Source organism: Oribacterium sp. P6A1, assembly GCF_000702885.1.
Taxonomy (GTDB): domain Bacteria; phylum Bacillota; class Clostridia; order Lachnospirales; family Lachnospiraceae; genus Oribacterium.
The window spans coordinates 1-25,307 of the sequence record NZ_JNKO01000030.1; the positions used below are offsets into that span (position 1 = coordinate 1).

Annotated in this window: 20 protein-coding genes, 2 tRNA genes and 2 rRNA genes; 3 read left to right on the forward strand and 21 right to left on the reverse strand. The window is 43.3% G+C overall.

The window, feature by feature from the left end:
* A 16S ribosomal RNA gene (locus T515_RS13655) occupies positions 1-127 on the reverse strand; the annotation flags it as partial.
* 452 nt (positions 128-579) lie between these two features.
* On the opposite strand from T515_RS13655, the gene T515_RS13660 reads away from it, so the two are divergent.
* Entirely contained in the window at positions 580-1,443 is an 864-nt protein-coding gene (locus T515_RS13660) for a YitT family protein (protein WP_036612337.1), read from the forward strand.
* A gap of 150 nt (positions 1,444-1,593) precedes the next feature.
* On the opposite strand, the gene T515_RS13665 is transcribed toward T515_RS13660, so the two are convergent.
* Positions 1,594-2,010 (reverse strand): hypothetical protein, encoded by a 417-nt coding sequence (locus T515_RS13665; protein WP_036612339.1) that lies wholly within the window; start codon positions 2,008-2,010, stop codon positions 1,594-1,596.
* A gap of 227 nt (positions 2,011-2,237) precedes the next feature.
* Between T515_RS13665 and T515_RS13670 the strand changes: the two genes are divergently transcribed.
* Positions 2,238-2,310, forward strand: a tRNA-Lys gene (locus tag T515_RS13670).
* Between the two features lie 182 nt (positions 2,311-2,492).
* On the opposite strand, the gene T515_RS13675 is transcribed toward T515_RS13670, so the two are convergent.
* From T515_RS13675 to T515_RS13700, 6 genes are all read right to left on the reverse strand, one after another.
* Entirely contained in the window at positions 2,493-3,620 is a 1,128-nt protein-coding gene (locus tag T515_RS13675; protein WP_036612341.1) for a PucR family transcriptional regulator, read from the reverse strand.
* Between the two features lie 139 nt (positions 3,621-3,759).
* Positions 3,760-5,757, reverse strand: coding sequence for an FAD-dependent oxidoreductase (locus T515_RS13680; protein WP_036612343.1), 1,998 nt, complete (start codon positions 5,755-5,757; stop codon positions 3,760-3,762).
* Between the two features lie 255 nt (positions 5,758-6,012).
* A complete protein-coding gene (locus tag T515_RS13685) occupies positions 6,013-6,750 on the reverse strand; it encodes an amino acid ABC transporter ATP-binding protein (protein ID WP_036612345.1) in 738 nt (245 codons plus the stop codon).
* Positions 6,751-6,755: 5 nt separating this feature from the next.
* Positions 6,756-7,523 (reverse strand): amino acid ABC transporter permease, encoded by a 768-nt coding sequence (locus T515_RS13690; RefSeq protein ID WP_051671754.1) that lies wholly within the window; start codon positions 7,521-7,523, stop codon positions 6,756-6,758.
* Positions 7,524-7,529: 6 nt separating this feature from the next.
* Positions 7,530-8,390, reverse strand: a complete 861-nt coding sequence (locus tag T515_RS13695; protein ID WP_036612347.1) for a transporter substrate-binding domain-containing protein — start codon at positions 8,388-8,390, stop codon at positions 7,530-7,532.
* 356 nt (positions 8,391-8,746) lie between these two features.
* Positions 8,747-10,372 carry a DEAD/DEAH box helicase gene (locus T515_RS13700; protein WP_051671755.1) on the reverse strand — a complete coding sequence of 542 codons (1,626 nt, stop codon included), beginning with the start codon at positions 10,370-10,372 and terminating at the stop codon, positions 8,747-8,749.
* A gap of 691 nt (positions 10,373-11,063) precedes the next feature.
* On the opposite strand from T515_RS13700, the gene pap reads away from it, so the two are divergent.
* Positions 11,064-12,545, forward strand: a complete 1,482-nt coding sequence (pap, locus tag T515_RS13705; RefSeq protein WP_036612349.1) for a polyphosphate:AMP phosphotransferase — start codon at positions 11,064-11,066, stop codon at positions 12,543-12,545.
* Positions 12,546-12,674: 129 nt separating this feature from the next.
* Here the strand turns inward: pap and T515_RS13710 are convergent, their stop codons facing one another.
* The 13 genes from T515_RS13710 to T515_RS13770 form a co-directional block, all read right to left on the reverse strand.
* A complete protein-coding gene (locus T515_RS13710) occupies positions 12,675-13,064 on the reverse strand; it encodes a DUF1622 domain-containing protein (protein ID WP_051671756.1) in 390 nt (129 codons plus the stop codon).
* A 131-nt stretch (positions 13,065-13,195) separates the two neighbouring features.
* Positions 13,196-14,119 carry a hypothetical protein gene (locus tag T515_RS13715; RefSeq protein WP_036612351.1) on the reverse strand — a complete coding sequence of 308 codons (924 nt, stop codon included), beginning with the start codon at positions 14,117-14,119 and terminating at the stop codon, positions 13,196-13,198.
* Between the two features lie 203 nt (positions 14,120-14,322).
* Positions 14,323-15,072 carry a DeoR/GlpR family DNA-binding transcription regulator gene (locus T515_RS13720; protein WP_036612352.1) on the reverse strand — a complete coding sequence of 250 codons (750 nt, stop codon included), beginning with the start codon at positions 15,070-15,072 and terminating at the stop codon, positions 14,323-14,325.
* 9 nt (positions 15,073-15,081) lie between these two features.
* The gene (locus tag T515_RS13725) at positions 15,082-16,974 is read right to left on the reverse strand and encodes a PTS fructose transporter subunit IIABC (protein ID WP_036612353.1); all 1,893 of its coding nucleotides are present in this window, start codon (positions 16,972-16,974) and stop codon (positions 15,082-15,084) included.
* Positions 16,975-17,052: 78 nt separating this feature from the next.
* A complete protein-coding gene (gene pfkB / locus T515_RS13730) occupies positions 17,053-17,958 on the reverse strand; it encodes a 1-phosphofructokinase (RefSeq protein WP_036612354.1) in 906 nt (301 codons plus the stop codon).
* A gap of 460 nt (positions 17,959-18,418) precedes the next feature.
* Complete coding sequence (locus tag T515_RS13735) at positions 18,419-19,108, reverse strand: FUSC family protein (protein WP_036612355.1); 690 nt, start codon at positions 19,106-19,108, stop codon at positions 18,419-18,421.
* Positions 19,109-19,527: 419 nt separating this feature from the next.
* Entirely contained in the window at positions 19,528-20,253 is a 726-nt protein-coding gene (locus T515_RS13740; protein WP_036612356.1) for a DUF554 domain-containing protein, read from the reverse strand.
* 169 nt (positions 20,254-20,422) lie between these two features.
* Positions 20,423-21,730: a sensor histidine kinase gene (locus tag T515_RS13745; RefSeq protein WP_051671757.1), complete on the reverse strand. Its 1,308-nt coding sequence runs from the start codon at positions 21,728-21,730 to the stop codon at positions 20,423-20,425.
* Between the two features lie 83 nt (positions 21,731-21,813).
* On the reverse strand, positions 21,814-22,479 hold the full coding sequence (locus tag T515_RS13750) for a response regulator transcription factor (protein ID WP_036612359.1): 666 nt from the start codon (positions 22,477-22,479) through the stop codon (positions 21,814-21,816).
* On the reverse strand, positions 22,476-23,081 hold the full coding sequence (locus T515_RS13755) for a GTP pyrophosphokinase (RefSeq protein ID WP_036612362.1): 606 nt from the start codon (positions 23,079-23,081) through the stop codon (positions 22,476-22,478). Before T515_RS13755 ends, T515_RS13750 begins: the two co-directional genes overlap by 4 nt.
* A 118-nt stretch (positions 23,082-23,199) precedes the next feature.
* The gene (gene preA, locus T515_RS13760; RefSeq protein WP_242839388.1) at positions 23,200-24,582 is read right to left on the reverse strand and encodes an NAD-dependent dihydropyrimidine dehydrogenase subunit PreA; all 1,383 of its coding nucleotides are present in this window, start codon (positions 24,580-24,582) and stop codon (positions 23,200-23,202) included.
* A 413-nt stretch (positions 24,583-24,995) separates the two neighbouring features.
* Positions 24,996-25,069: transfer RNA gene (locus tag T515_RS13765), tRNA-Asp, on the reverse strand.
* A 90-nt stretch (positions 25,070-25,159) separates the two neighbouring features.
* Positions 25,160-25,307 (reverse strand): 23S ribosomal RNA (locus T515_RS13770); the annotation flags it as partial.

A 25,307-nucleotide genomic window follows, 5' to 3' on the forward strand; every position in this document is an offset into this window, starting at 1 on the left:
CCACGCGTTACTCACCCGTCCGCCACTCGCTCGAGAATCACTAGGTTTCATCTCTCGCTCGTTCGACTTGCATGTGTTAGGCACGCCGCCAGCGTTCATCCTGAGCCAGGATCGAACTCTCATCTTAAAATGTTAAGAGCTTACAGCTCTTTAAGTTCTTCCCGTTCAAAACTTAAGCTTGGCTTTTGTTCTGTCCGTTATTCTTTACTGCGAATAAATTCGCTTACGATTTGCATCGTTTCTGAAAATCTAATTCTTAGAATCTTCAGGGTCTGTGTATTAATCGATCTTTGATTTTCAAGGTTCTTATCACTTGTTTATCAGAACTGGTGTTCCGCATCGCTCAAGTGCTCAGTTATAATAACAATTCCTGTTTCGATTGTCAAACGTTTTTTTGAATTTTTTTATTATTTTTTCCGCTTATTTGATTTTATCTATTTTTTCATTATATTTATCCGGCTATGTTTGATTCACCATGAATTGGTGTTAGAATGTACGGGTTGTTTCTCCGGACTTACAAAGCCACAATCACAGGACCCTGTCAGCGGCTTACATGATCCGGTTTTTTCAGGAGGAATTATGAAATTATTATCACTAATTAAAGAACTATTTATATTGAGCGTTGCTACCCTGATAATCGCTATTGCGGTTTACTTCTTCCAGGTACCGAATCACGTTTCCATCAGCAGCATTTCCGGTTTTTCCATTGTACTTATAAAGTTTATCCCTTTTTCCATGGCCCAGATAACAATGTTTCTGAATACAGTCCTTCTTGTTATCGGTTTCTTCACCTGCGGAAGCGAATTCGGATATAAAACCATATATACCTCTATTCTTCTTCCGGTTTTCCTCGGCATTTTTGAAAAGCTTTTCCCTAATGTCCCATCACCTACAGGAGACGCATTTCTGGACGTCGTTTGCTACACTTTTATAGTAAGTATCGGTTTAGCCATTCTTTTCAATAGAAATGCTTCATCCGGCGGTCTGGATATCGTTGCAAAGATTCTCAACAAATATTTAAGGATAGAACTGGGCAAGGCTCTTTCAGTTTCCGGAATGTGTATAGCTCTTTCATCTTTCCTTGCCTATGATACAAAAACCGTTATACTCAGTGTCCTCGGCACATATCTCAACGGCATCGTACTGGACCATTTTATCTTTGACCAGAATTTAAAACGCAGAGTCTGCATCGTTTCCCCGAAGAAAGATGAGATTCGTGAATTCATTTTAAATGACCTGCACAGCGGAGCTACTATTTACAAAGCAATCGGCGCATATCACCTTGAAGAGCGTGAGGAGATCATCACCATCGTGGATAAGCACGAGTTCCAGAAGCTCATGTCTTTCATCGACACTATTGACCCTCAGGCATTTATAACTGTATATCAGGTAAGCAATATTCAGTACAGATCAAAAGCTCTGCCCGAAAGAAAATTCAATTAATCCTGATCTTAACCACCTTAATACACAAAAAACGGGGCTGTCGCACAAAATGATACGTTCCCTTCCATGTAGACAAGTTTAATAATAAAAAGCTTGTTGTCAGGAAAGAGCTATATCATTTAAAGCAACAGCCCCGTTATTATTATCGCTTCACTGAAGCCAGCCTGTCCTTTTCTTCTTGTATATCCTGATATTCATTACATGATGATTTCTGACCTCAAGATCCGCAAATCTTTCATCCTCCACTCTTAAACTATATGTGCCGAAATCAACCCTCATATCCATAATCTTTCCGCCCCTCAGATGAAAGTGAACAGGTATAGTGATTTCAGATTTCCGGTTGGCATTTTTGATCATGTCAGCATAGGCCAATGCTTCATCCGCATAGAAAGCATCCTCCTTAAATGCGCATAACGCATGAATGTACTTATTCCATCCGATCACCTCTTCACCGTATATTTCCGCAATTATATGACCGCTTTCTATATCACTATCATCCTGAACGAAATTGACAGCCATCTCACAGGTTCGATATTCTGTTTTGCCGAACAATTGAAAAATATCCAAGTATAGCCTCCATACATTCGTGCTTAAATATAGAACCAACTCACAACATCCGAATCCTCACTTAACAGCCGAAGTATCCGCAAGCCGTGTATTCGCCTGCACTGTATTTTGCGGGATTTTGATTTTCTTTCAGCAGATTCGATAAAAATAATATTCTTTTAAAAAACGATTGACAAATCCCCGAATACTTTGTATATTGTACAGGCGTTGCGAGAGAGCAACGGAATGCACCTTTAGCTCAGTTGGTAGAGCAGCGGACTCTTAATCCGTTTGTCCAGGGTTCAAGTCCCTGAAGGTGCACTGCTTATATTAAAGCTCAAAACCATGAATATTTGGTTTTGAGCTTTTTTATTTTTCATTCAATTCATTTTACCATATTCTGTAAATCCGGTCAGTCAAATGCTTTTATCAGTATTTACACATATATCACTTATTATTTTGTGTATCCACTCATAAAAATCAGTAAAAGTTCCGGACTGTTTTTATTTTTTGCCCATTACGATTTCCGCCGCAATTAAAGATCCGAACAAAGAGTCTGTCTTTGTAAAATCTATTCCGAAAACCTTTTCCAACTGACCTATCCTGTATTTTACCGTATTGATATGAAGATTCATGGCATCCGCTGTTTTCTGCTTTGAACACATGAGACGGACATATACTTTCAATGTCTCGAAATATTCCGTATTGTAAGCATTATCATAATCCATAATCCGACGGATTTCAGGTACGATAAAAGCTTCTGCATGCTTCATACCGAAGCCCAGACATTCCTTTATATAATCACCGTAATGATCTTCAAAATTCTCTTCTTTTTCATGCCCGAAACGTAGTGCTGTTTCCGCCTGAATCGAATAGCTTTTGACATGCTGCAGGCTGTCAAAGGACAGGCTGTGCCCTATACGCAGGTTTTTCCTGATGAGCCTCTTCGGAACTTCATGTCCGCCGCAGGTAAGTATGTACCCGCGATTACTTATTATCCCGCAGATGATCATAGAGTCAGTATTTCTTATATCCGTCATGAAAGCATTAAGCAGAGCTGTTCTGCCATTTTCCTCCGTATCCACCACAGATACCGTATAGGGAGGTTTTCCCGAATAGCCTGCTGACTCAAGAATCTTTCTTCCGGTACTCTCGGATTCCGCCGTGTCCTGAAGGAGCAATGCCAGTCCCTGTTCCACTGTCGAGCCTGATGTACAATTCTGGGCCCTGAGATAAACTGCTGCCGCGTCACTGATACCCATAACCTCATCATCAGTCATCTGTTCATGAAGGACTATAGTAAGTTTTCCTATAGGTCTCCTCTCCAAAAAAATATCCATAATGGCCATATCTTCATCATAAAACGAGTCTCTTATCCGAATGGGCTTCGGACTTCCGCTTACCTTGCTTAAAAGCCCGCTGTCCACCCAACAGTCAACCTTTTCCATGGTCTTCCCATCTTTAAAATCCTTAAGATACTCCTCCGATGATGGTTCACCGGACTGGGCGATAAGTCTGTAAGCCCCGTCCATTATCCAGAAAGGGTTATTTATCTTTCCGGCGCATACATCTACAAACTCCTGTAATGTTTTCGCCTTTACAATCATTTCAAACAATTCACGCTTTTCCATAAGTGTCTGTTCCGTTCCAGTACTTTGAAATCATGCTTCATTATACAAATCATTTAACACAGATGTCAAAAAGGAAGAGAAAAGATGAAAAAACGCGCTTTTTTGAACATCAAAAAGCGCGTTTTTTATACTCTGTTTATCAGTTATTGAGTGCGTAAAGTGACGCATTTTCGCCACATATGCGACCTCCGGTAAGGGCGTTCATCATACTTACACCCTCTACCAATGGATATGAGTTGTTGTACATTTCTGCGACGTCATTTCCTGCAGCGTAAAGTCCCTTGATAACTGTTCCGTCGTCCTTTATAACCTGAAGGTTTGAATTAACAAGAACACCGCCGATTCCGCCAAGTGAAACAGGTCTTGCCTTTACTGCGTAAAGTGTGCCCTCACCAAGACTCTTCATGTACTTTGAAGCCTTACCGTATACAGGGTCTACACCCTTTTCGCAGGAAGCATTGTAATCTGCAAGAGTCTTCTCAAGAGTTTCAGCATCTACGCCCATATTTTCAGCAAGTTCTTTAACTGAATCGCCCTTAAATACGATTCCCTTCTGAACTCCCTCCTCAAGAGCTGCACGGAACTCTGTCCATCCCTCATCGATGGAGAACATAGGGATAGTCGGCTCGTAAGCTACCGCTGTATCAACGTCAAGGGCCTTTGCGCCGCCCTCTTCAAGAGCCTTGACCATATCCTCAGAAATGATTGAGAAGTAATATTCGCCCTGAGTTGCTGCTGCATTTGAGCAAAGAGCTGTATCATAGTTAAGATCCTCAGGACAGAATCTTGCGGCTCTCCTGTTTACCCAAACGCTGGTAGGCATGTAGATAGCCTTTGCGATCTCATCCTTGCCCTGACCTGTCTGGATACCTGAATATGATGTAACTCCGTGATACTGCTGGATGGTCTTACCCTTTCCTGCGCCGATGGCACGGGACATGGTTGCACCGTCTCCTGTTTGTGTGCCTGTTGTAAATGTCTCAAGAGGGAATCCCACCTCTTCCTCGATCATGTCAGCATTGGCACCGAATCCGCCTGTTCCGAGAACAACAGCGTCACATGAGATCTCATAGGTTGTTCCGTCCTTTGAAACCGCAACAACGCCTGTGATCTTGTCATTCTCTGCCTTAAGCTCTGTGGCCGGTGTCTCGAAGAATACCTGTCCGCCGTCTGCCTTGAACTTATCAACCAGCTTTGTGTAGTAGCCTAATTTATTTTCCTGGTCCTTATAAATATGGTAGGTCTGGAATCCGTCTGCATGGGCTGCCTGCTCGATACCCATGAATGTGAACTCCATGCCGTTATCCTCAAGCCAGTCTATGGTCTCACCGGAACGGTTTGCGATATTGTAGAAAAGCTGTCCGTCATCCATCCAGCAGTTATAGTCCTGCCAGTATTTAAGCACATCAGCTGTGGTAAAGGTTCCTGCAACTCCTGCTTCCTTCTGATCCTTAGAGTCTATACCCATAGGGCCGCCTGCTATGATGGATACACCACCCGGTGTTGCCGCCTTCTCGAGAAGGATTACCTCAGCACCTGTCTGCTGTGCAGTGAGAGCTGCGGAAACACCTGCTGCACCGGCACCGACAACTACAACATCAGCCTTGAGCTCCTTAACCTCAGTCGACTTCTCCTTAATTTCTCCTGCCATATCATCAGGATTTCCGCCGGCAGCTATTACAGCCTGCTTTACGGCCTCTATGATGGCATCAGAGGTAATGGTCGCTCCTGTTACGCCATCCACAACAGGTCTTCCTGCCGCAACGATATCCTTGGGAATCTGTTCAAGAGCCGCTGCCGCAACCTCAGGTGTCTCGGTGTTGTCACCGACCTTTACATCCGCAATCTTACCGTCTTTAATCTCAGTGGTTACTGTCATCTTTCCGTTACGGCCGTCAACAGTGATATCATACGTTCCGTCAGTAAGACCCGCGCCTGACTCTGATTCGGATTCTTCCGCTTTGGATTCTTCTGTTGTTTCTTCAGTCTTTTCCGTAGCAGCTTCTGTCGCTGCTGCGGTTTCTGCTGTTGTCTCTGCCTTTGAAGCAGCTGTTGTAGCCTCAGGTGCTGCATTGGCACCGCAGCCTGTCATGACCATACCTGCAACAAGAGCCGCCGATAAAAGTTTTCTCTTCATAAATCTCCTCTCCCTCCGCCGGGATTTTTAAGTCCTTTTTCTTTTTGTACCGGACCTAATTTTTGTTATTAACATTTGTTTTTGGGGTCAACGTTAATTATTTAACATTTATGATATTATAATCGCACATTTAACGAAAAAATTGTATGTCTGTTTTGGACAAATGGTCAATGGAATTATCAACAAATAACACAAGCAATTGAATATAGAAAAGAGTGGCAGTACCATGTACCGTCACTCTTTTTTTACCAATATTTATTTATTTTTCGTTGCACTGAGGAAGCTTCTGGTACGTTCGCTTACAGGATGCTCAAAAAGCTGTTCAGGTGTTCCCTGCTCCTCGATTCTTCCCTGATCCATGAAGACAACTCTGTCTGCAACCTCTCTCGCAAAGCCCATCTCATGGGTAACGATGATCATTGTAAGGCCTTCCTCCGCAAGATCCTTCATAACGCCAAGAACCTCACCCACCATCTCAGGATCAAGTGCCGAAGTAGGCTCATCAAAAAGCATGAGCTTCGGTTTCATGCAAAGTGCTCTGGCAATGGCTACACGCTGCTTCTGTCCCCCTGAAATTCTGGAGACATTGGCACCCGAAAACTCCTTCATGCCAACCTTATCAAGGAAATGCAGGGCTCTTTCCGTTGCCTCCTCCTTTGAAAGCTTCAGTACTTTCCTTTGGGGATACACGCAGTTCTCAAGTACATTCATATTGTTGAAAAGATTGAACTGCTGAAAGCACATGCCGACCTTCGCGCGGTAGGCATTGATATCCTTTGTATGAAGAATATCCTCTCCGAAAACAGTGATGACTCCACCATCTGCTTTTTCAAGAAGATTTATACAGCGGAGCAGTGTTGACTTTCCGGAACCCGAGCGTCCGATGAGGCATACCACCTCACCTTCATTTACGGAAAAATCCACGCCCTTGAGCACCTCAAGCTCACCGTATTTTTTTCTAATGTCTTTGATCTCTACTACTGGTGATGCCATACTGCTCACTTCGCCTCCAACTTTTTCTTTATATATCCGATGCTTTTGGGATCCGTATCGCTCATAGGCAGAGAAAACATGCTGTCAGAGTTCATTCTCTTTTCTATGTAATTCAAAATGAGGCTCGCGATGGAGGTGAGTATAAGGTAAATCACCGCCTCGATAAAGTAGGTCTCTGTGAAATGGAAGGTGGATCCGGCAATGCTTTTGGCCTGGAACATCAGCTCTGTAATGGACACGATCATGAGCACAGAGGAATCCTTGATGTTTACTATAAATTCGTTTCCTATGGCAGGAAAAGCATTTTTAACCGCCTGTGGAAGAATCACTCCAAGCATGGTCTGTGCATTGGACATACCGAGAGACCTTGCCGCCTCTGTCTGTCCGATGTCCACAGCCTGGATACCCGAGCGGATGATCTCAGCCATATATGCTCCGGTGTTCACACTGATAACGAAAACCGCCGCAACAGTTGGTGTCCAGTGGATGATGTTCAGGAGGGCGTAGTAAATGAATACCGCCTGAACCATCATAGGAGTACCGCGGAAAATCGTGATGTAGGCATTGGCAACGATGTCAAAAAATTTCTTTATAAATCTTGCGGCATCACTTGCTGTGTGATCAAGTCTCACTGCCCTGAAGCCTCCCACAAGAAGTCCAAGGATAAGGCCAAAGCAGGTTCCCGTGAGAGCCACCAGAAGTGTGGTACGGACTCCCAGAAGGAGACTTGCATGATATTTACTTATTATTTCTATACAATTCTCAATGAACATTATCTATTAACCATTAGCCGGCTGACGCTCAACCGCTGCCTCCATAAGTGAATTTCTTTCGTCTGCAGATATCTCAGAAAGAGCCTTTTCAAGCTGATCCTTTAACTCTGTATCTTCTTTTCTTACCGCAACGGAAACTGTTGTGTCAGCAGTGAAGCCCTTGCCTTCTTCGAATCTCACGATAGCAAGGCCCGAATTGGCAGCTACCACTCCGTTGGCAACAGGAAGCTCCGAAACTACAGCATCAATGGCTCCGGCCTGAAGTGCCTGTATGGATGCCGGGAATGTCTCTGCTGCAGGCTGATGTACCACACCTTCAATCTGATCGATGACCTCATCATAAACCGTATTCATCTGGCCCTGTACTGTCGCACCGGAAAAATCCTGAATGCTTGAAGCACCGGCATACTTGCTGTCAGCTTTTACGATCATAACCTCTTCAGACTCATAGTAAGGTGAAGTGAAGGCTACTTCCTTTTCTCTCTCCGGAGTGTCTGTCATACCTGCAATGATGGCATCGATCTGATCATTCTGAAGTGAAAGAATAAGGTTATCCCAGTCAAGCTTCACGATCTGTACATCTCTGCCGATGGAACCTGCAAGCTTTGTTGCCATAACCACATCATAACCGTCGGCATAATCAACTCCGGTGATAGGCTGTGTAAAATCATTGGTCTCAGTTGTTGTCCAGTTAAACGGAGCATAGTTGCACTCCATTCCAACTCTCAGGACCTCCTTTCCTGAAGCTGCCGCCTCAGTTTCCTGTGTCTTAACTGCTTCTGTTGCGGCTGTTGTGCTGCTGCCGCATCCTGCGAGAAGTGCTGCACTTGCTAAAATTGCTGCTGCTGAAATGATGGATCTCTTCATATTTTTTCTCCTTTTTCCGTTGATCGGGTAGTAAAAAAAGACCGTATGTGCTATCACATACGGTCTAAATCTCGAAAAATATGAATCAGATTCCATAAGTAATAGCGCCTCTCCGAAACCGGAGGAGTGATACAGATATTCTCTGTACCCCCACAGAACATGCTTGCGGCAATGTCCCGTTCGGCGGTGATTACCTTTCCTTCACTTCTCAGCCCGCCGGCTCAGTGGAGTACTCATTTACACCGCTACCTCTATATACATAAGTCTTATATGTTTTGCCTTAATATAGTCTTACTGTCTCTTTATGTCAATAGAATCCATTATTTCTTGTGGTTATATCTGTTATTCCGGAATAATCAGGAAGCTCTTCTTTCCTTCTTCTTTCCGCCGAAGGCAGTATTTTGCTTTTTGTTCTTTAATCCTGCCTGCTTTTTACCGAAGCCCTCTCTTGATTCTCTGTTCTTCTTTTCTTTCTTTTCAAAGCTTGCGGTTGCCTCGGCAAAAATCTCTGCGCTCTTCTTATAGAACTTTTCAAATCCGGTCTTCTTCGGTTTCTCTGAAGCAGCTGCCTTCTTTGGCTTTTCTGATGCCTTTTTCGTCTTTTCTGACGTCTCAGCCTTCTTGGCCTTTGCTACCGCTGCCACAGCCTCATCAACGGAAAGTCCCTCAAGACGAAGCTTTCTTCTCTCCAGTCTTTCCTTCTTTTCAGCGCGGACCATGGCGATACGTGAGGTCTGCTCTTCCTTGTGGGCACGGGCCTTGCGGCTGCCGGCTCTCTCGGAACGGCTCTTTCTCCCGGCATCGTCCTTTTCTTTAACCGGCTTACCGAATCTTCTTCTCTCACCGCGCTTTACACGCTCGATAACGATAGACTTTTCTGTCTCGATTTCGGGAATTTCCTTCTCCATCATCTTCTCGATGTCATAAAGAAGCCCCATCTCTTCCTTACTGCAAAGAGTGATGGCCTCGCCGGTCTGTCCCGCTCTTCCCACACGTCCGATTCTGTGGATGTAAGACTCGGTCTCCTCAGGAAGCTCATAATTAAATACATGACTTATCTTTGGGATGTCAATGCCTCTGGATGCCACATCTGTTGCAACCAGAACCTTGATGTTGCCGGAACGGAATCTCTCAAGAGCATTCTGACGCTGACCCTGTGTCTTGTTTCCGTGTATAGCCATGGATACGATGCCGAGCTTTCCCAGATCTCTTACCAGATGATCTGCGCCATGCTTGGTTCTGGTAAATACGATAGACTTCTTAACACCTTCCATTTTAAGAAAGTCGGAAAGAACAGTCTTCTTATCTTCTTTCTCCATAAAACAGATCTTCTGGTCCACTGTCTCCGCAGGACTTGTGGTAGATGCGATCTTGATGGTCTCAGGCTCCTGAAGTATATCCCTTGCAAGAGCTTCTATCTCCTTAGGCATGGTAGCCGAAAACATTACAGTCTGTCTGTCCTCGGGAACCTCACTGACAACACGTCTTATATCATGGATAAATCCCATATCAAGCATACGGTCAGCCTCATCCAGAATAAGCACCTCTATATCTTTAAGACTGACGATTCCCTGATTCATGTAGTCTATAAGACGACCAGGTGTAGCCACCAGAATATCACAGCCTCTTTCATAGGCTCTTACCTGAGGTCCCTGCTTGGCTCCGCCGTAGAAACATACTGTACGAAGATGCATATATCTGCTGTACTTCTTAAAATTCTCAAGTATCTGAATGGCAAGCTCTCTTGTAGGCGTAAGAACGATGGCACGGGGATGCTCTCCGGACACATCCTCAAGCATATTGAGAACAGGAAGAGCAAAGGCCGCTGTCTTTCCGGTTCCTGTCTGGGCACATGCGATCATGTCCTTTCCTTCCATCATAAGAGGAATGGCCTGCTCCTGAATCGGTGAAGGCTCCTTGTATCCTGCCTTTGTGATAGCATCAACGATACGGTGATTCAAATTTAACTCATTAAATGTCATTTATTTTTCCTTTTAATATAAGTATAAACAATATGATGCTTCCCTCTCCGGGTTCCGCATATAGTATCGCTTATACAGAAAAACTGACCGGGCACGCCCGATCAGTAAAGTAATTTGTTTATAGATAAGACTGAGGGAGTTTAACACAGCTGAAATGATATTGCAAGTTGCTTTTACCTATGTTTTTTTGCAAATGCAGAGGGAGCTATCCTTAGATAGCTCCCTCTGCATTCTGTAAGGAGATAAAAAAACAATGTATTATTGGCTTGGTTATATCATCGGCGGCTTTGATATTCATATAAGCATTTTTTTCAAAAAAATTTCTTTTTTGCATATTTTCATGAGGATAAACAAATCATTACTATTATTTTATTTTTTTGTGACACTTTTGTGACATACATGATGCTATCATTTAGACATACCAAAAAGGTTACTTACTATACCCACCATATAGTCAGTCGGTACAAAGGTCAGCGGAGCCCACACCCCTTCCATCCCCACCGCGACCTTTTTACTCAGATAGAAAAAGCCGATATCTTAACATCTCGTCTGGTTAAGATATCGGCTCTTCTTTGTTTTATTCAAAATACATAATAATCTCACCTTCTTACATCTTATTATCACACATGAGTTCGCCGAAGAAAATTTAAAGCATGCTCGTAAATTGCATCCACAGAAGGGAGATTCAATAATGATCGAAACCTATAAATCAATTCCTAAGCCTGAACCTGATGAGATCAAGCAGCGTCTCGAAATTGCCCATCAGCGCCTTATGGAACAGCAGCTTGAGATGAAAGAAAACAAACTTCCGGTATTCATACTTTTTGAGGGCTGGGGTGCCGCAGGAAAAGGAACCGTCCTCGGAAAAGTCATAAAGAATCTGGATCCCAGATTTTTTTCTGCGATTTCCATGCATGACCCGTCTCCGGACGAAAAGCGGAAGCCTTTTCTCGCAAGATATTTTGCCGAAATTCCGGAAGCCGGTCAATTCAAGTTCCTGGATGCGGGATGGATGACAGAAATCACCAAGGACGTTCTGTTTGACCGCATAAACAAACAGACCTATAAAAATCGCGTGAACAGCGCTATCCGCTTTGAGCGTTCCCTTACCGATAACGGTTATCTGGTGCTGAAATTTTTCTTCCATATCAGCCACAAAGAACAATCTGAACGAATAAAGCTGCTTTTGGACAACAAGGACAGATCATGGCAGGTAGACGACTACGATATCTGGGAAAATGAGCATTACGACGAATGCTATAAGGTGTTCGACAAGTACATGCAGGATACAAACTCATCTACCGTTCCCTGGAATGTAATCGATGCAAAATCAAGAAAATGGGCAGAGCTGCAGGTTATGGAAACCATAGTTGCCGGTATCGACGTAGCATTGAAAAATCATACCCTTACGGTGCCTTTGATTCAGAATGTTTTCCCCTTGAACCGCACACAAAAGCTGAAGGATATCAAGCTCAACAAGACCATATCTGAGGAGGAGTACAAAACCCAGCTTAAAGATCTTCAGGTCAAGCTCAAAGCTCTTCATAACCAGGCATATTTAAAGGGAATTCCAATCATCGTTGCCTATGAAGGATGGGATGCTGCAGGAAAAGGCGGAAACATTAAACGACTGACAAGTGCTCTGGATGCACGAGGCTACATTGTTCATCCTATTGCCAGTCCGAAGCCTTTTGAAAAGAGCCGCCACCACCTTTGGCGCTTCTGGACCAGACTTCCGAAAACAGGACATTTTGCCATCTTTGACAGAACCTGGTATGGTCGCGTTATGGTAGAACGTCTTGAAGGCTTCTGTTCGGAGAACGACTGGCAGCGTGCATACAATGAAATAAACGAGTTTGAAAAAGAGCTCAGTGACTGGGGCGCAGTTATCGTCAAGTTCTGGGTACACATCGATAAGGATACCCAGCTGGCCAGATTCACTGACAGACAGAACACTCCTGAAAAACAGTGGAAGATTACGGATGAGGACTGGAGAAACCGCGAAAAATGGGATCTTTACGAGCAGGCGGTGGATGAGATGATTGCAAAGACCAGTACTACCTATGCCCCATGGCACATCCTTGAGTCCAATGACAAAAAGTATGCCCGTATCAAAGCCCTGAAGATACTCATCTCGTCTCTTGAAAAAGCATTGAAATCCCATAAAAAATAAGCCGCTATTTTATTACGAGTCAAGATTTTTCATAATACCGAAAAAAATGGTGAACACCGCTAAAGTGCTCACCATTTTTTTAGATTTAATTGAATGATCATTACATATATGCAGGCGCCATATCATCTGTTATTTTACGGCTTCAGATTCTCCATGCTTTTTCAGAGTGTCTGTCTTCTTCGCGTGCTCCTGAAGTTCTTTCTTCTCATTCTCGATCTCCCAGTGAATAAGGAAGGTAAGTAATCCTCTCAGAAGTATGATGGCTCCAAGTATACCGAGTTCCCGCCACTCTCTAACAACTACAGTACGAAGAACCTCTCCGCCCATCTTGAATTCCAGCGCCAGTGCTATTCCCTGAGCGAGATCGAGCCTTACATGCTGATCCTTGTGTATCCATCCGAAGAAACAGCGGATAGCGCTCCATACAAGCACTGTGATACCAACCATCTCCAGCATAATGGTGCACACAGAAACAACGTACTCCAGCACCATTTCCAGATTTTCAATTAAAATACCCATATACATCCCCTTTTGCCATTAAAATCTTGTATTTATCATTATACAATTAATAGTGTCCTATTACTATATGTATATTCTAAGGCAAAAAGGATAACACATTAAACATTACTTTTGGAATATAAAAGGCCTGTTCAGCTCAGCTTCTTCTTATTAACATCCTTTGATATAAACACTATACCGATGCCGTCCATGTCAAGCTTCATAATTCCGTCTTTTAAAGAACAGCCATCAGAAAACTCCGATACTCCGGCCTTCATTGTGAAATCATCTCCGGAACCATTCCAGTACTTGATGTCGCCCTTGTTATCGTCTCCCCAATACAGATATCCGCTGCCATCATCCTTAAGGAGTACATACCACTCAAGCATATCCTTTTCATCCTCTTCGGGATAATATTTTCCGCCCAGATAGTAGCCGTAGAACCAGAACTTTTCTTCACCTTCTACCTCGGAGTGGTCATCCTGAGACTTACTTCCGCCTGAAGTTTTGGAATCCTTTGATTTTCCTGTCTTTTCTGTACCGGATCCCTTCCCGGATTTTGTATCAGCGGAAACAGTTCCGACATCGAGATGCAGGAAATCCGTTTCAAATACAGTACTGTACTTACTGTCGTATCCCTTTAAATCGAAATCGATCTTTTCAATTTTATCTATCTTCTTTTTCTCTAATTCTTCTCCCTTTATCAGAGAAACATGATAATCGGTTTTTCCGGCATCTGCGCTGATATAGACAGAAGACTCAACCGCAATATCATTTACTGTCATGGTTTTCCCTATTACCTGCAGCTTATCGTCTGTTCCGTTATTCAGCTTAAGCCACATAGCCACATTACCGGTACCATCTTCCACAAGAATACTGACTGCAGAAATCTCAATATCATCCTTTGAATATATGACCTGCTCCTCGATCCACGGGTCTCCCTCTGAACCAATCACATTCATATTGCTCTTAAACCACGGATTCTTAACTGCCGCCATGGCTTCTGCCCCCATGGAGATAACCATCAATGCAGCAAGCAGTATCCCTGACACTTTCTTCCCGTACTTTTTAAACATGGTAAAACCCTCCTTAATATAATCAATATTCAACAACAAAACCCGACACTACTCTTAATTCTTATTTCGTCATATTTATATGAAAGAATAAATCCCAATATAAAAAGCTCTCTTACCGAAGGAAACCTCCAGTAAAAGAGCTTTTAAGTTTTTGACACTCACTAATGATGAAGCTCACACGGGAATGTAAGCATGCTGCTCACCTATGTGTCTATCACGATGACATTGTCCCGACCCTTATAGCGGGCATCCAGCTTTCCGTCGGTGATCAGTATCACATCCCGGAAATTGGCGAAACGTATAGGGTATATCTTTTGGAACTTACTTGCGTCACAGAGGACATAGCAGTTTTTGGAATGCCTCATGGCCTCCTGCTTTACCAGTGCCTCATTCAGTTCCGGCGTTGTACATCCGGCTATGAGTTCCACTCCGTTGGTACCCATAAAGCACTTGGTAAAATTGTATTTCTGTATGGAAACTATAGTCTCATTTCCTACCAGAGCTTCGGTGGAATTTTTGAGTTCGCCGCCCACAAGGATCACGCGGCAGCCTCTCCGGGCCAGCATAAGTGCATGGCCCACAGCATTGGTCACATATCCCATGGCATCCTTGGTGAGATAGGGAATCATGGCTTCCGTTGTGGTTCCGGCATCCAGATAAACAAAATCATCCGGTCCTACAAGAGATGCCGCGTACTGACCTACCTGCTGCTTCTGCTCAACAGCCTGTCCGGACTTATCCAAAAACTCTTCTTCCTTAACATTTACACTGAAATCATTGCTTACAGCGCCGCCGAAAACTTTTGTCAGAGCTCCTTTTTGATCAAGAACCGTAAGGTCTCTTCTGATGGTAGATTCGGAAGCGTCAAATGCCTCCGTAAGTTCCTGCAGGGTGACGCTGCCTTTCTGCTGTAATAATTCCAGGATCTCCGTTTGTCTTTTTTTAGCTAACATAAGACAAAATTATACTACTTTCTTCTTGAGAACTCCAAGTAAAAATGCTCCTGCTACTGTTCCTGCAACGAGGGATACAAGATAGAGAACCGCATTTCCTACTACAGGGAATACGAAGATTCCGCCGTGAGGTGCCATAAGGGTACATCCAAAGGCTACTGAAAGAGCTCCGGCAAGGGCTGAACCTGCGATACATGAAGGAAGTACATGGATAGGATCTGATGCTGCATATGGGATGGCACCCTCTGTGATGAATGCAAGACCCATGATGAAGTTTACAGGACCGCTCTCACGCTCCTCCTTGGTGAACTTGTCCTTGAAAAGGATAGTTGCAAGGGCGATGGCACATGGAGGAACCATACCGCCGATCATAACTGCTGCCATGATGTCATAGTTGCCTGCTGCTATTGAAGCTACACCGAAAACGTAAGCTGCCTTGTTGAAAGGACCACCCATATCGATGGACATCATACCTGCAACGATTACTCCGAGAAGAATCTTTGATGTACCGGACATGCTTGCGAGACCGTCATTAAGAGCTGTGTTGATCCAGCCGATAGGAGGCTCTACGATGAAGTTCATAGCAAGACCGATGATAAGTATTCCGCAAAGAGGATAGATAAGAACAGGTGCTATCTTCTCAAGTGACTTAGGAAGACTTGTACACATCTTCTTTAAGCAATTCATAACATAACCTGCGATGAAACCTGCAAGAAGTGCTCCGAGGAAACCTGACTTACCGCTTGCTGCGATCATACCGCCTACGAAACCTACTGCGAGACCCGGACGGTCAGCGATACTTTCTGCAATGTAACCTGCAAGAACAGGAAGCATGAAACCGAATGCTACGCCACCGATACCCTTGAGTGTAGCTGCGAGTGGTGTGATGGAACCGAAGTTAGAACGATCTGCCTCTGCAAGAGCATTGAGATCGATGGAAAGACCGTCAATAAGGAATGCAAGGGCGATAAGGATACCTCCTCCTACTACGAAGGGAAGCATATGTGATACACCGTTCATGAGGTGAACATAAATCTTATGTCCTGTATTACCGCCGCCTGAAACTGCTTCCTCGCTTACCTGACCCTTAGCCTTGTAAACAGGTGCGTCACCCTTTATGGCTCTTTCGATAAGCTGAGGAGCCTTGCTGATTCCGTCTGAAACCGGAACCTCGATAAGCTTCTTTCCATCGAAACGATCCATGGGAACCTGAGCGTCTGCAGCAACGATAATGCAGTCAGCTTCAGCGATTTCCTGCCCGGTGAGGACATTGTCAGCACCTGCTGAACCTCTGGTCTCAACCTTTATGAAACAGCCTGCTGCCTTTGCGGCTTTCTCGATTCCCTCTGCTGCCATAAATGTGTGCGCGATACCTGTGGGACATGATGTAACTGCCAGGATCTTCTTCTGGGAAGCTGATGCACTGCCGCCTTCCTTCTCGGTGTCCTTTGCATCTGCTGCATCAATAATCTTCAGGAATTCATCTTCGTCCCTGGCATTTCTGAGTGCATTTACAAAATCCTCATCCATAAGGAGTCTTGAGAGCTTTGACAGCACTGTAAGATGAACATTGTCCTTGGTCTCAGGAGCAGCGATAAGGAAAAGAAGGTGTACCGGATCTCCGTCCAGTGAGTCATAATCAACTCCGTCAGGAATGACCATTGCTGCAAGTCCTGCTGACTTTACGCAGTCACCCTTTCCATGTGGAATTGCAAGTCCGTCACCGATTCCTGTGGTTGACTCCTCTTCTCTTGCAAATACCTTCTTTTTAAATGCTTCTGCATCTGCAATGTTTCCGCTCTTCACCATGAGCTCAACCGCCTGCTCAATGGTCTCCTGTTTGCTTCCCGGTGCAGCTTTAAGGTTAATGCTGCGCTTGTCAAGTAAATCTGTAATCCTCATAGTTTTCCCCTTTTATTTAAAAAAATGATTTTAAAATCCGTGCACAAAACCCGATGTCAAAAAACGTAGTCCCGAATATCAGTCAAGCTGTTCGTAAACCTTCATAACTTCTTCCTTAGTACAAAGAAGCTCTGAAAATGCGCTTGCACTTCCTGCGGAAATTCCCATTCTGAAGGCATGCTCGTAATCCTTCTTTTCTTCGCAGCCGGCTATGAAGCCTGCCACCATGGAATCTCCCGCACCTACTGCATTAACAAGCTTACCCCTGGCAGCTTCGTGCATGTGAACCTCTCCGTTCTCATCAAGAAGCACTGCGCCCTCTCCTGCCATGGAGACAAGTACATTTACAGCCCCCTGTTCCTGAAGCTTCCTTGCATAGGGAACAACCGATTCTCTGGTCTTAAGCTCTACTCCGAAGATTTCTCCAAGCTCATGATTGTTGGGCTTAATAAGGAATGGATGGAAGGTCAGTACGTTCATGAGAAGATTTTTTGTGGCATCTACCACAAAGCGAATACCTCTGCCCTGAAGCTTCTCCATGATGTCATGATAAATAGTTGATGGCATGCTCTCCGGAATGGATCCCGCCAGCACCAGTGTGTCACCTTCCTTCATAGACTGAAGCTGTTCCATAAGTTTCTTCTGTGAAGCTTCATCTATGACCGGTCCCATACCGTTGATTTCTGTTCCGTCATAGTCCTTCAGTTTTACATTTATTCTGGAGAAGCCGTTGTCTATCCTGATGAAATCATTTTTGAGATTCATTTCTTCAAGTCTTCTTATGATCTCATCTCCCGTAAATCCTGCCACAAAACCAAGTGCCGTATTTTCATGTCCGAGATTAGTCAAAACAGTGGAAACATTGATTCCCTTCCCCCCCGGCAGCATCTGTTCCTGAGTGGTACGATTGGTCATACCCATGTCAAAGGACTTCATGGAAACGATGTAATCAAGGGATGGATTGAAAGTAACTGTATAGATCATTGCAGACCTCCTTATTTCCTCCATGGGTCAGGCACGAGCCGGATTCATCCACTCTCGTATCTGACCCACCAGCAGAGTTTGAAAGTTTACTTTCAAACTTATATCATCATAATACGTTCATACTCGGTCATATTCAATCGTTTTAGTTCACAATAATTGTATATTAATTTGTGCATATTGCTCATGTGTTTTTAGTTATGTACACTCTTTTGCATCTGTTTGTATATTCGTTAATTAAAAATCACTCATATACGCCCATATTAAATCAAAATTCACAGCATTTTAATGCAGGCATAATCCCTGATGAGTGATTACACAAAAATCCTCGTAGGGAAAACCCTACGAGGTTTCACCTTGGCCTTAATGAGGGTGCTGCACTTGTGTGACATCCTTGTTAAGGCTTTATCTCAAAAAAAGAACAGATGGTTAATTAAAACCATCTGTTCTTCAATACCTAATCTCAATATGTATGTCTCTCTATGTATTTCGCCTTGCGTTCTTCTCTCTTGGCAGCTCTTCCCTCTGCATCAAGCTGCGGAAGGGAACCTGATTTGTTGGCATAGCGCCATGCCTTGAAGCTTTCTGATAAAGCCTCGAAAAATGTAAGCAATTCTACGCCTTTCTCTCTGTCTATCATAGTAGGACGCATCATTGTGAGTCCGAGACTGATGAGAACGCCGACTCCTGTGTCAATGATTCTGGCAATCGTATATGACACATATCCTGCTTCCGGCTGAGTGAACATTACTACAAAATATATAACTGTTCCCGGCTGGATAGCATTGTTCGCACCAAGGATAAAGTTAATATACATTACGAAGAATAGTCCCAGACACATATACACCTCACTGGGAACTCCGAATGGGGCATTATAATACAGCCAATATGATGGAATAACCACCAGACCGCCGATAAAAGTTCCAACGAATCTGTTAAATCCGTTGTGGAATCCTTCCTGAAACTGGCTGCCCATACCGTATACAGCACCTATAAGTGCAAAGCACGGGTTACGGTCACTGAGAAAATATCTGTAGATAATGGCGGTAACGAGACAGGCAATAACGGTACGAACTATACGGTTACCGAACTTAGGTCTCAGAAAGCTGTATTTTTTTTCGGATGATTCTCCAGGGGTTGATGCGTCCTTCATAGACGTAGTCTCCTTTATTACTATCAATTCTTAATAATCTATAAAGATTTTAGTCGGATTCAGTTTTTTTGCAAGTGATTTCAAATGTATTTAACCAAAAGTTTTTAATTAGATACAATTTCAAATTCCCACTAAATTACTAGATTTTTTTCAAATCACTACTTGACACATGAGAAAGAATAGTTTATATTGTATACATCAGTTAGTTAAGACTAATTGATACGTACTCCGTAGTACACGTCCTCCTGACCATAAGCGTGTATCTATGGAAATCTCCTGAAATAATAGACTCAACAAAACTTAGTGTTCACAGAAAAACCTGCCGGGCAAAACCGCGCAGGTTTTTCTGTTTGTTTTTTTATTGCATGAATGTCAAACGTTGACATCTAATCCTTCCTTCCGGATCCATATCAGGATTCTCAGGAAACCAAAGGAAGAATATAGGAAGTCCAAATATGACTTATAGGCATCGCAATTACCATTGCCGGTATCATATCCGCAACCGGAAAATCTTTTACTCTGATCATTCTGAAACCTGTGGCTAACAGCAGAATTCCTCCGCAGGCTTTGAAATCGTTTATCATGGAAGGACTGCAGTAAGGGTAGATAACATTGGCAAAAACAAACAGCAGCATGAAAATGATGAACTGCGGAATGGCAATAAAGCTTGTAACAAGCCCAAGGCTGCATGCAAATATCAAAGAAGTGGCTATATCAAGTATAGACTTTGCCAGAAGAATACTGTGCTCTCCAGTCATTCCCGAAACGATACTTCCGTATATACCTGTACCGCTTGCGCAGAAAAGAACAATGGCTGTTACCAGCTGTTTCTTATACTCCTCATCACTTTCGCCTTTCCCCTTATAGAATTTGGAAATCGCCTTTTCCATCAAAAGACCGCCGGCTGAGATCTTCTCCCCGAGGCGTATCGCAAGACCTATGCAGGTTCCCAGAATAACAGAAAGCATAACTGCCGGCATATTGGTCATCAGTACTATGGAACTGATTCCCATAGCCATGGCACAGGCGCCGAAAACTGTATTCATACTCTCGATAATTCTCCCGGAAAGCCTGGAACCTACCACATTTCCCACTATTCCGCCAATAACAACTGATAATGCATTAACTATTATACCTATAGGCATCGAATACCCTCCTTCAGAATATTAAAAAAGGTGCATACCCGCAGAGCTTCTGCTCCCGACGCGAAATGCACCTTGCAATGATAACATGTTATTATATTATTTTCTATGTATAGATGTTTAATTTTATCACTTTTTCAATGAATTATAGTTATGGCCTAATGGAAAATTATTATTTGTTCATAGGTTTAAGGATACACACAAAGGAAATGATTCCATCCTTCCAATAGGCGCCAATGCTTCCCTTATACTGCTTCACTATACTTTCCGCAATGGAAAGCCCTATTCCATAGCCGCCTCTGTCTGTATTGTGCGACTTGTCTTCCCTGTAAAACCTCTCAAAAAATCTCTTGTAGTCTACATTGGCACCATCCTTGAAGTCATTGGAAACCACAAGCTGAACTCCCTTGCCCTTTTGTGATAGAGACACAGTTATCCTGCCACCTTCATCGCAATACTTTATTGCATTATCAATCAGAAGGGATGACAGCTGTCGTATAGATCCGTCAGATGCAGTCATCTTTACATCATCCCTTATCTTATCCTCCAGCTTTTTGTTATCAGTCTCTGCGATGGCCACAAAGGTCTGTACCGTTTCCCTCACCGATTTCGTAATATCACATTCCTGCATCACTACGGAATTTTCATTTTCATCGGCTCTTGCTATCATAACAAGATTCTTTATGAGTCCGTTCAGTCTGTCCACCTGCCTCATTGTTGAGGTGGTCCACTCGCTTTCCCCCGAAAGCATTTCCATCATTTCCGTATTGGCTCTGATAACAGCAAGAGGCGTTTTAAGTTCGTGACTTGCATTGGTTATAAATCTCTTTTGCAGCTCCATATTTCGAACTTCCGAAGCTATGGCCCATTTTGAAAAAATGCCTGTTATGATGGCGGCAATGATAATACCTATTAAAATGAGACTCATGGAAAGATATATTATTCTGGAACTTCCCAATATCATATCAGAGCTGTCGAGATAAACCACAATGGTCCCTCCTGTTGACAGATCTGCCACAGTATAGTAATAGTCACCATACCTTCCGAAGCTTACAGGTTCATCCAGGGCCATGGCTCCATATGTTTCCGCTTCCTTCGGGTTGACAGCTGCAATATGATTAGTGATAACCTTGGAAATATTCAGATTCTCATCATATATGATAGCGAAATATCTCGTCGTATAGTAAAACTCAGGATTTGATGTATTCTCATAGTTCTCGACATTGAAAATCTCATTAAGAAATCTGATTACATCATAGCTCGAATGATGTTCCGTATCCCTTTCGGCATTTGTTTCCGAGCCCGGAAGATAACCTCCGTTATTAACTATATACTGCAGCGTATTCCTGATATTTTTTCTGGCAAGATAATAATTGGTTCCCGACAAAAGCCCCGTAATTAAAAGCATGGTAACGAAAAGTGAACAAAAAGAAACCAAAACAAATTTCCATCTCAATTTTTTTATTCTGACTTCATTCATCAAAAACCACCTGTTATCTTAAGCCTTTTCGTACACCCATTAGGAAATTGCCACATCTTCCCTGTTATTATCCGGCTGACAACTCACTTATGTATCAGCCTGTATCCTTCTTCGCTTTCCTCAATACATACTTCTGATGATACAGCATCAAGCTTGCTTTTCAGATATTCGATATACAGTATCACAGTCTGTGCTGTAGCTTCCTTATCATTTTCCCATACATGTGTAAGCAGAAACTCACTGTTCACCGCATGCTCGTTATTCAGCATCAGCATTTGCAGCAATTCAAACTCTTTTACAGAAAGACGTATGGAATTAACGGATTTAAGTTCAAATGTTTCTCCGTCCAGTACCAGATCACCAAATGAAATCTGTTCACTTGTGTAATCCTTTTTTCTCCTTGTCATGGCCCTGACTCTGGCCAAAAGTTCCTTCATGGCAAAGGGCTTAGTAAGATAATCATCAGCACCCGCATCAAGTCCCTCAACTCTGTCATCAATATCAGATTTTGCCGTCAAAAGAAGCACCGGAGTAACTATATTTTTCTGCCGTATATTTTTCAGGACCTCTATCCCGTCCATCTTTGGCATCATGATATCCATAACTATCCCGTCATATCCGTTTTCCATTGCTCGCTCCAGTGCCTCTTCCCCATCCAGGCACGAATCAACTTCATACCCTTCATGCCTGAGAGCCATAGTTAAAACTCTGTTCAAATCATATGTATCTTCCGCAAGTAATAATCTCAATTCATTTTCTCCGCTTTTTTCAAATTGCTCATCATCATATCCTTGATGGTTTGCATCGACAGATCAGTGGATGCAAGTTCATCCGCGCATCGCTTCAGCTCGGCAATTATCAGATCATCATTTTCTGTCTTTATCTTCTTATAATGTATATGATGTTCCAGTGCCGCCCAGGTATCCTGGGAAATAGTCCTGAGCTGTATTTCCGCATAGACCATTCCTCCGATCTTCAAAATCAGATGGTAGCTTCTGTATCCATTTGGCTTTGCGTGTTTTATATAGTCCTTTTCTTCAACCACCCGGCAATGTTCCAGATTTACCAGATGATCTCTTATTGCATAAACATCTTTAATAAAAGCACATACCACCCTTACACCAACTGCATCATGAATAATCTGAAGCGCCGATTCCTCCGTCTCGGGAAGTCCTTTTCTCTTGCACTTCTCACGCATACTTTCTTCAGTTTTTATTCTGAATATCAGATGTTCAACGGGATCCATGCCATCGTCCTGCTTCATCCGCTCACGAACGATATTAATTTCATCAACCAGAAACTGCATAGCCTTTTCAAGATCAGGCAAATGCTCACCGTATATACTTTCCATATACCCCCCGCGAAATATCCTCTGCAATACTATGATGTGGGTGCCAAAAGAAGATATCGTACCACTGAACTTTGATTGTTGCAGTATACATAAAAAATATGTCTATTCTTTGAATTTGTTAATGTTCCTGTTTTTTTATTCTTTTGTTACCCGGTCTGATTGCATTCTGCGGACAGATCAGCACACACAAATGACATCCTACACAACGGCTTCCGTCCAGCTTAGGTTTTCTGTTTTCGAAACTTATAGCCTGATGTCCGCCATCACTGCATGAGATGACACATCTTCCGCAGCCTATACATCTCTCCTGATCGAACTTTGGGAACAACACAGTATTTCTGTCCAGCACATTTGTTGATTCACTAACTGAATGCAAACCGGCACCTATAATATCCTTAACCGAATCAAGTCCCATTTGTGCCAGATAATAGTTCAGTCCTGCTTTCAGCTCATGTATGATCCTGTACCCGTACTTCATTACTGCAGTTGTCACCTGAATTGAACCGGAACCCAAAAACAGAAACTCAGCCGCATCCTTCCAGGTCTCTATTCCTCCCATTCCGCTTATATGCATTCCCTTTAGCTTCGGGTTCATTCCAAGCTCAGTGATAAATCGCAGTGCAATGGGCTTAACTGCATTTCCGCTGTATCCTCCCACTGCAGAACTTCCCTTAACAGCAGGATACGATACTCCTGTATACAAATTTACTCCGGTAATGCTTTTTATGGTATTGATGGCTGCCAATCCATCCGCTCCGCCTCTAAACGCTGCTTCCGCGGCATGTTTCATTACATCAACATTTGGAGTCAGCTTTGCAAGAACCGGAATGGTTGTATGTTTTTTTGCAGCTCTTGTAAATTTCTCTACCAGCTCAGGAACCTGCCCTATATCCGATCCCAGTCCTTCCTCTTCCATATTGGGACATGAAAAATTAAGTTCTATGGCATCAGCTCCGTTTTTTTCACATTCTTCAGCTAATGTTGTCCATTCTTCTTCACTCTGCCCCATAATGGATGCAAGAATGAATTTGTTCGGATACTTTGCCTTAAGCTTTCTGAATATTTCCATGTTCTCAGCCACACTGTGATCCGAAAGCTGCTCGATATTTTTAAATCCAACTATGGTTCCGTTATCCCCTTTTATAGCTGAATACCTGGGTGATGCCTCATGTATATCAAAATTACAGATGGTTTTATAACATACTCCTGCCCATCCTTCTTCAAAAGCCCGGGCACACATATCATAGGATGATGCAACAACAGATGATGATAACAAAAACGGATTTTCAATAGGTATCCCGCAGATATCACATCTTAACCTATCCTCCGTTTCCGGAAGCGGTACCTCTGATTCCGGTCTTATTACATCAACAAGCCTGGTCATCAGATTCTTAATATTTACCTTATCAGTACTGATACAGGCTTTTTCACAAGGTGCATCGCAGTCTGCGCAGGGATTCCCTTCCGGTAATCTCAATGCCGCAACATCTTGATCATCCATCCATATTCCAAAAAGTGCCTCTGCCGGATCCATTTTCGGACAGGCCTGACTACACGGTGCGTCTTTACACAGTACACATGAAATCATTTCTAAACGAGGAATTGAATCTTTAATAACCATACATATGCTCCATTCTGTCTCCGGTATTGTGGCGGCAAAAATCCTGTTCACTATTTTTTAATTCTATATATTAATACGATAATATCTCTCGAATTAATAAGTGCTACAGATATGTATATTTCTGATTATTTAAAAGTCTTATCCTTAATCTCCCATCACAGATGGTCGATTCCGCGTTGACCGTCAAATGCTCCTTTGGTCTTTTGTGCGAGCACAACGCCCAAGGAGCGCTTGACGGTCTTATCGCGAAAAAAAGAGCTACAGACTCAGCTGAATCTGTAACTCTCATATAGCGACCCGGGACGGAATCGAACCGACGACCTCCGCCGTGACAGGGCGGCGCTCTAACCGACTGAGCCACCGGGCCATATCTTTATCGTGCCTTGAAAACTGTACACCACATTTTATAAGTTATTCTCAGTAATCCATCTTCTCTCTATCCGTAAATTCAACCTCATTGGTCAAACCCTCGACCTATTAGTAACTATCACCTGAATGCTTTACAGCACTTACAGCTTAGCCCTATCAACCTCGTAGTCTTCAAGGGGTCTTACTCTTGCGATGGGATATCTCATCTTGAGGGTGGCTTCACGCTTAGATGCCTT

Excerpts from the sequence above, each read along its gene's own strand:
- T515_RS13660 (WP_036612337.1), top strand. The coding sequence starts at position 580 with ATGAAATTATTATCACTAATTAAAGAACTATTTATATTGAGCGTTGCT.
- T515_RS13675 (WP_036612341.1), bottom strand. The coding sequence starts at position 3,620 with ATGGAAAAGCGTGAATTGTTTGAAATGATTGTAAAGGCGAAAACATTA.
- T515_RS13680 (WP_036612343.1), bottom strand. The coding sequence starts at position 5,757 with ATGAAGAGAAAACTTTTATCGGCGGCTCTTGTTGCAGGTATGGTCATG.
- T515_RS13685 (WP_036612345.1), bottom strand. The coding sequence starts at position 6,750 with ATGGCATCACCAGTAGTAGAGATCAAAGACATTAGAAAAAAATACGGT.
- T515_RS13690 (WP_051671754.1), bottom strand. The coding sequence starts at position 7,523 with ATGTTCATTGAGAATTGTATAGAAATAATAAGTAAATATCATGCAAGT.
- T515_RS13695 (WP_036612347.1), bottom strand. The coding sequence starts at position 8,390 with ATGAAGAGATCCATCATTTCAGCAGCAGCAATTTTAGCAAGTGCAGCA.
- T515_RS13700 (WP_051671755.1), bottom strand. The coding sequence starts at position 10,372 with ATGACATTTAATGAGTTAAATTTGAATCACCGTATCGTTGATGCTATC.
- pap (WP_036612349.1), top strand. The coding sequence starts at position 11,064 with ATGATCGAAACCTATAAATCAATTCCTAAGCCTGAACCTGATGAGATC.
- T515_RS13710 (WP_051671756.1), bottom strand. The coding sequence starts at position 13,064 with ATGGGTATTTTAATTGAAAATCTGGAAATGGTGCTGGAGTACGTTGTT.
- T515_RS13715 (WP_036612351.1), bottom strand. The coding sequence starts at position 14,119 with ATGTTTAAAAAGTACGGGAAGAAAGTGTCAGGGATACTGCTTGCTGCA.
- T515_RS13720 (WP_036612352.1), bottom strand. The coding sequence starts at position 15,072 with ATGTTAGCTAAAAAAAGACAAACGGAGATCCTGGAATTATTACAGCAG.
- T515_RS13725 (WP_036612353.1), bottom strand. The coding sequence starts at position 16,974 with ATGAGGATTACAGATTTACTTGACAAGCGCAGCATTAACCTTAAAGCT.
- pfkB (WP_036612354.1), bottom strand. The coding sequence starts at position 17,958 with ATGATCTATACAGTTACTTTCAATCCATCCCTTGATTACATCGTTTCC.
- T515_RS13735 (WP_036612355.1), bottom strand. The coding sequence starts at position 19,108 with ATGAAGGACGCATCAACCCCTGGAGAATCATCCGAAAAAAAATACAGC.
- T515_RS13740 (WP_036612356.1), bottom strand. The coding sequence starts at position 20,253 with ATGCCTATAGGTATAATAGTTAATGCATTATCAGTTGTTATTGGCGGA.
- T515_RS13745 (WP_051671757.1), bottom strand. The coding sequence starts at position 21,730 with ATGAATGAAGTCAGAATAAAAAAATTGAGATGGAAATTTGTTTTGGTT.
- T515_RS13755 (WP_036612362.1), bottom strand. The coding sequence starts at position 23,081 with ATGGAAAGTATATACGGTGAGCATTTGCCTGATCTTGAAAAGGCTATG.
- preA (WP_242839388.1), bottom strand. The coding sequence starts at position 24,582 with ATGGATGATCAAGATGTTGCGGCATTGAGATTACCGGAAGGGAATCCC.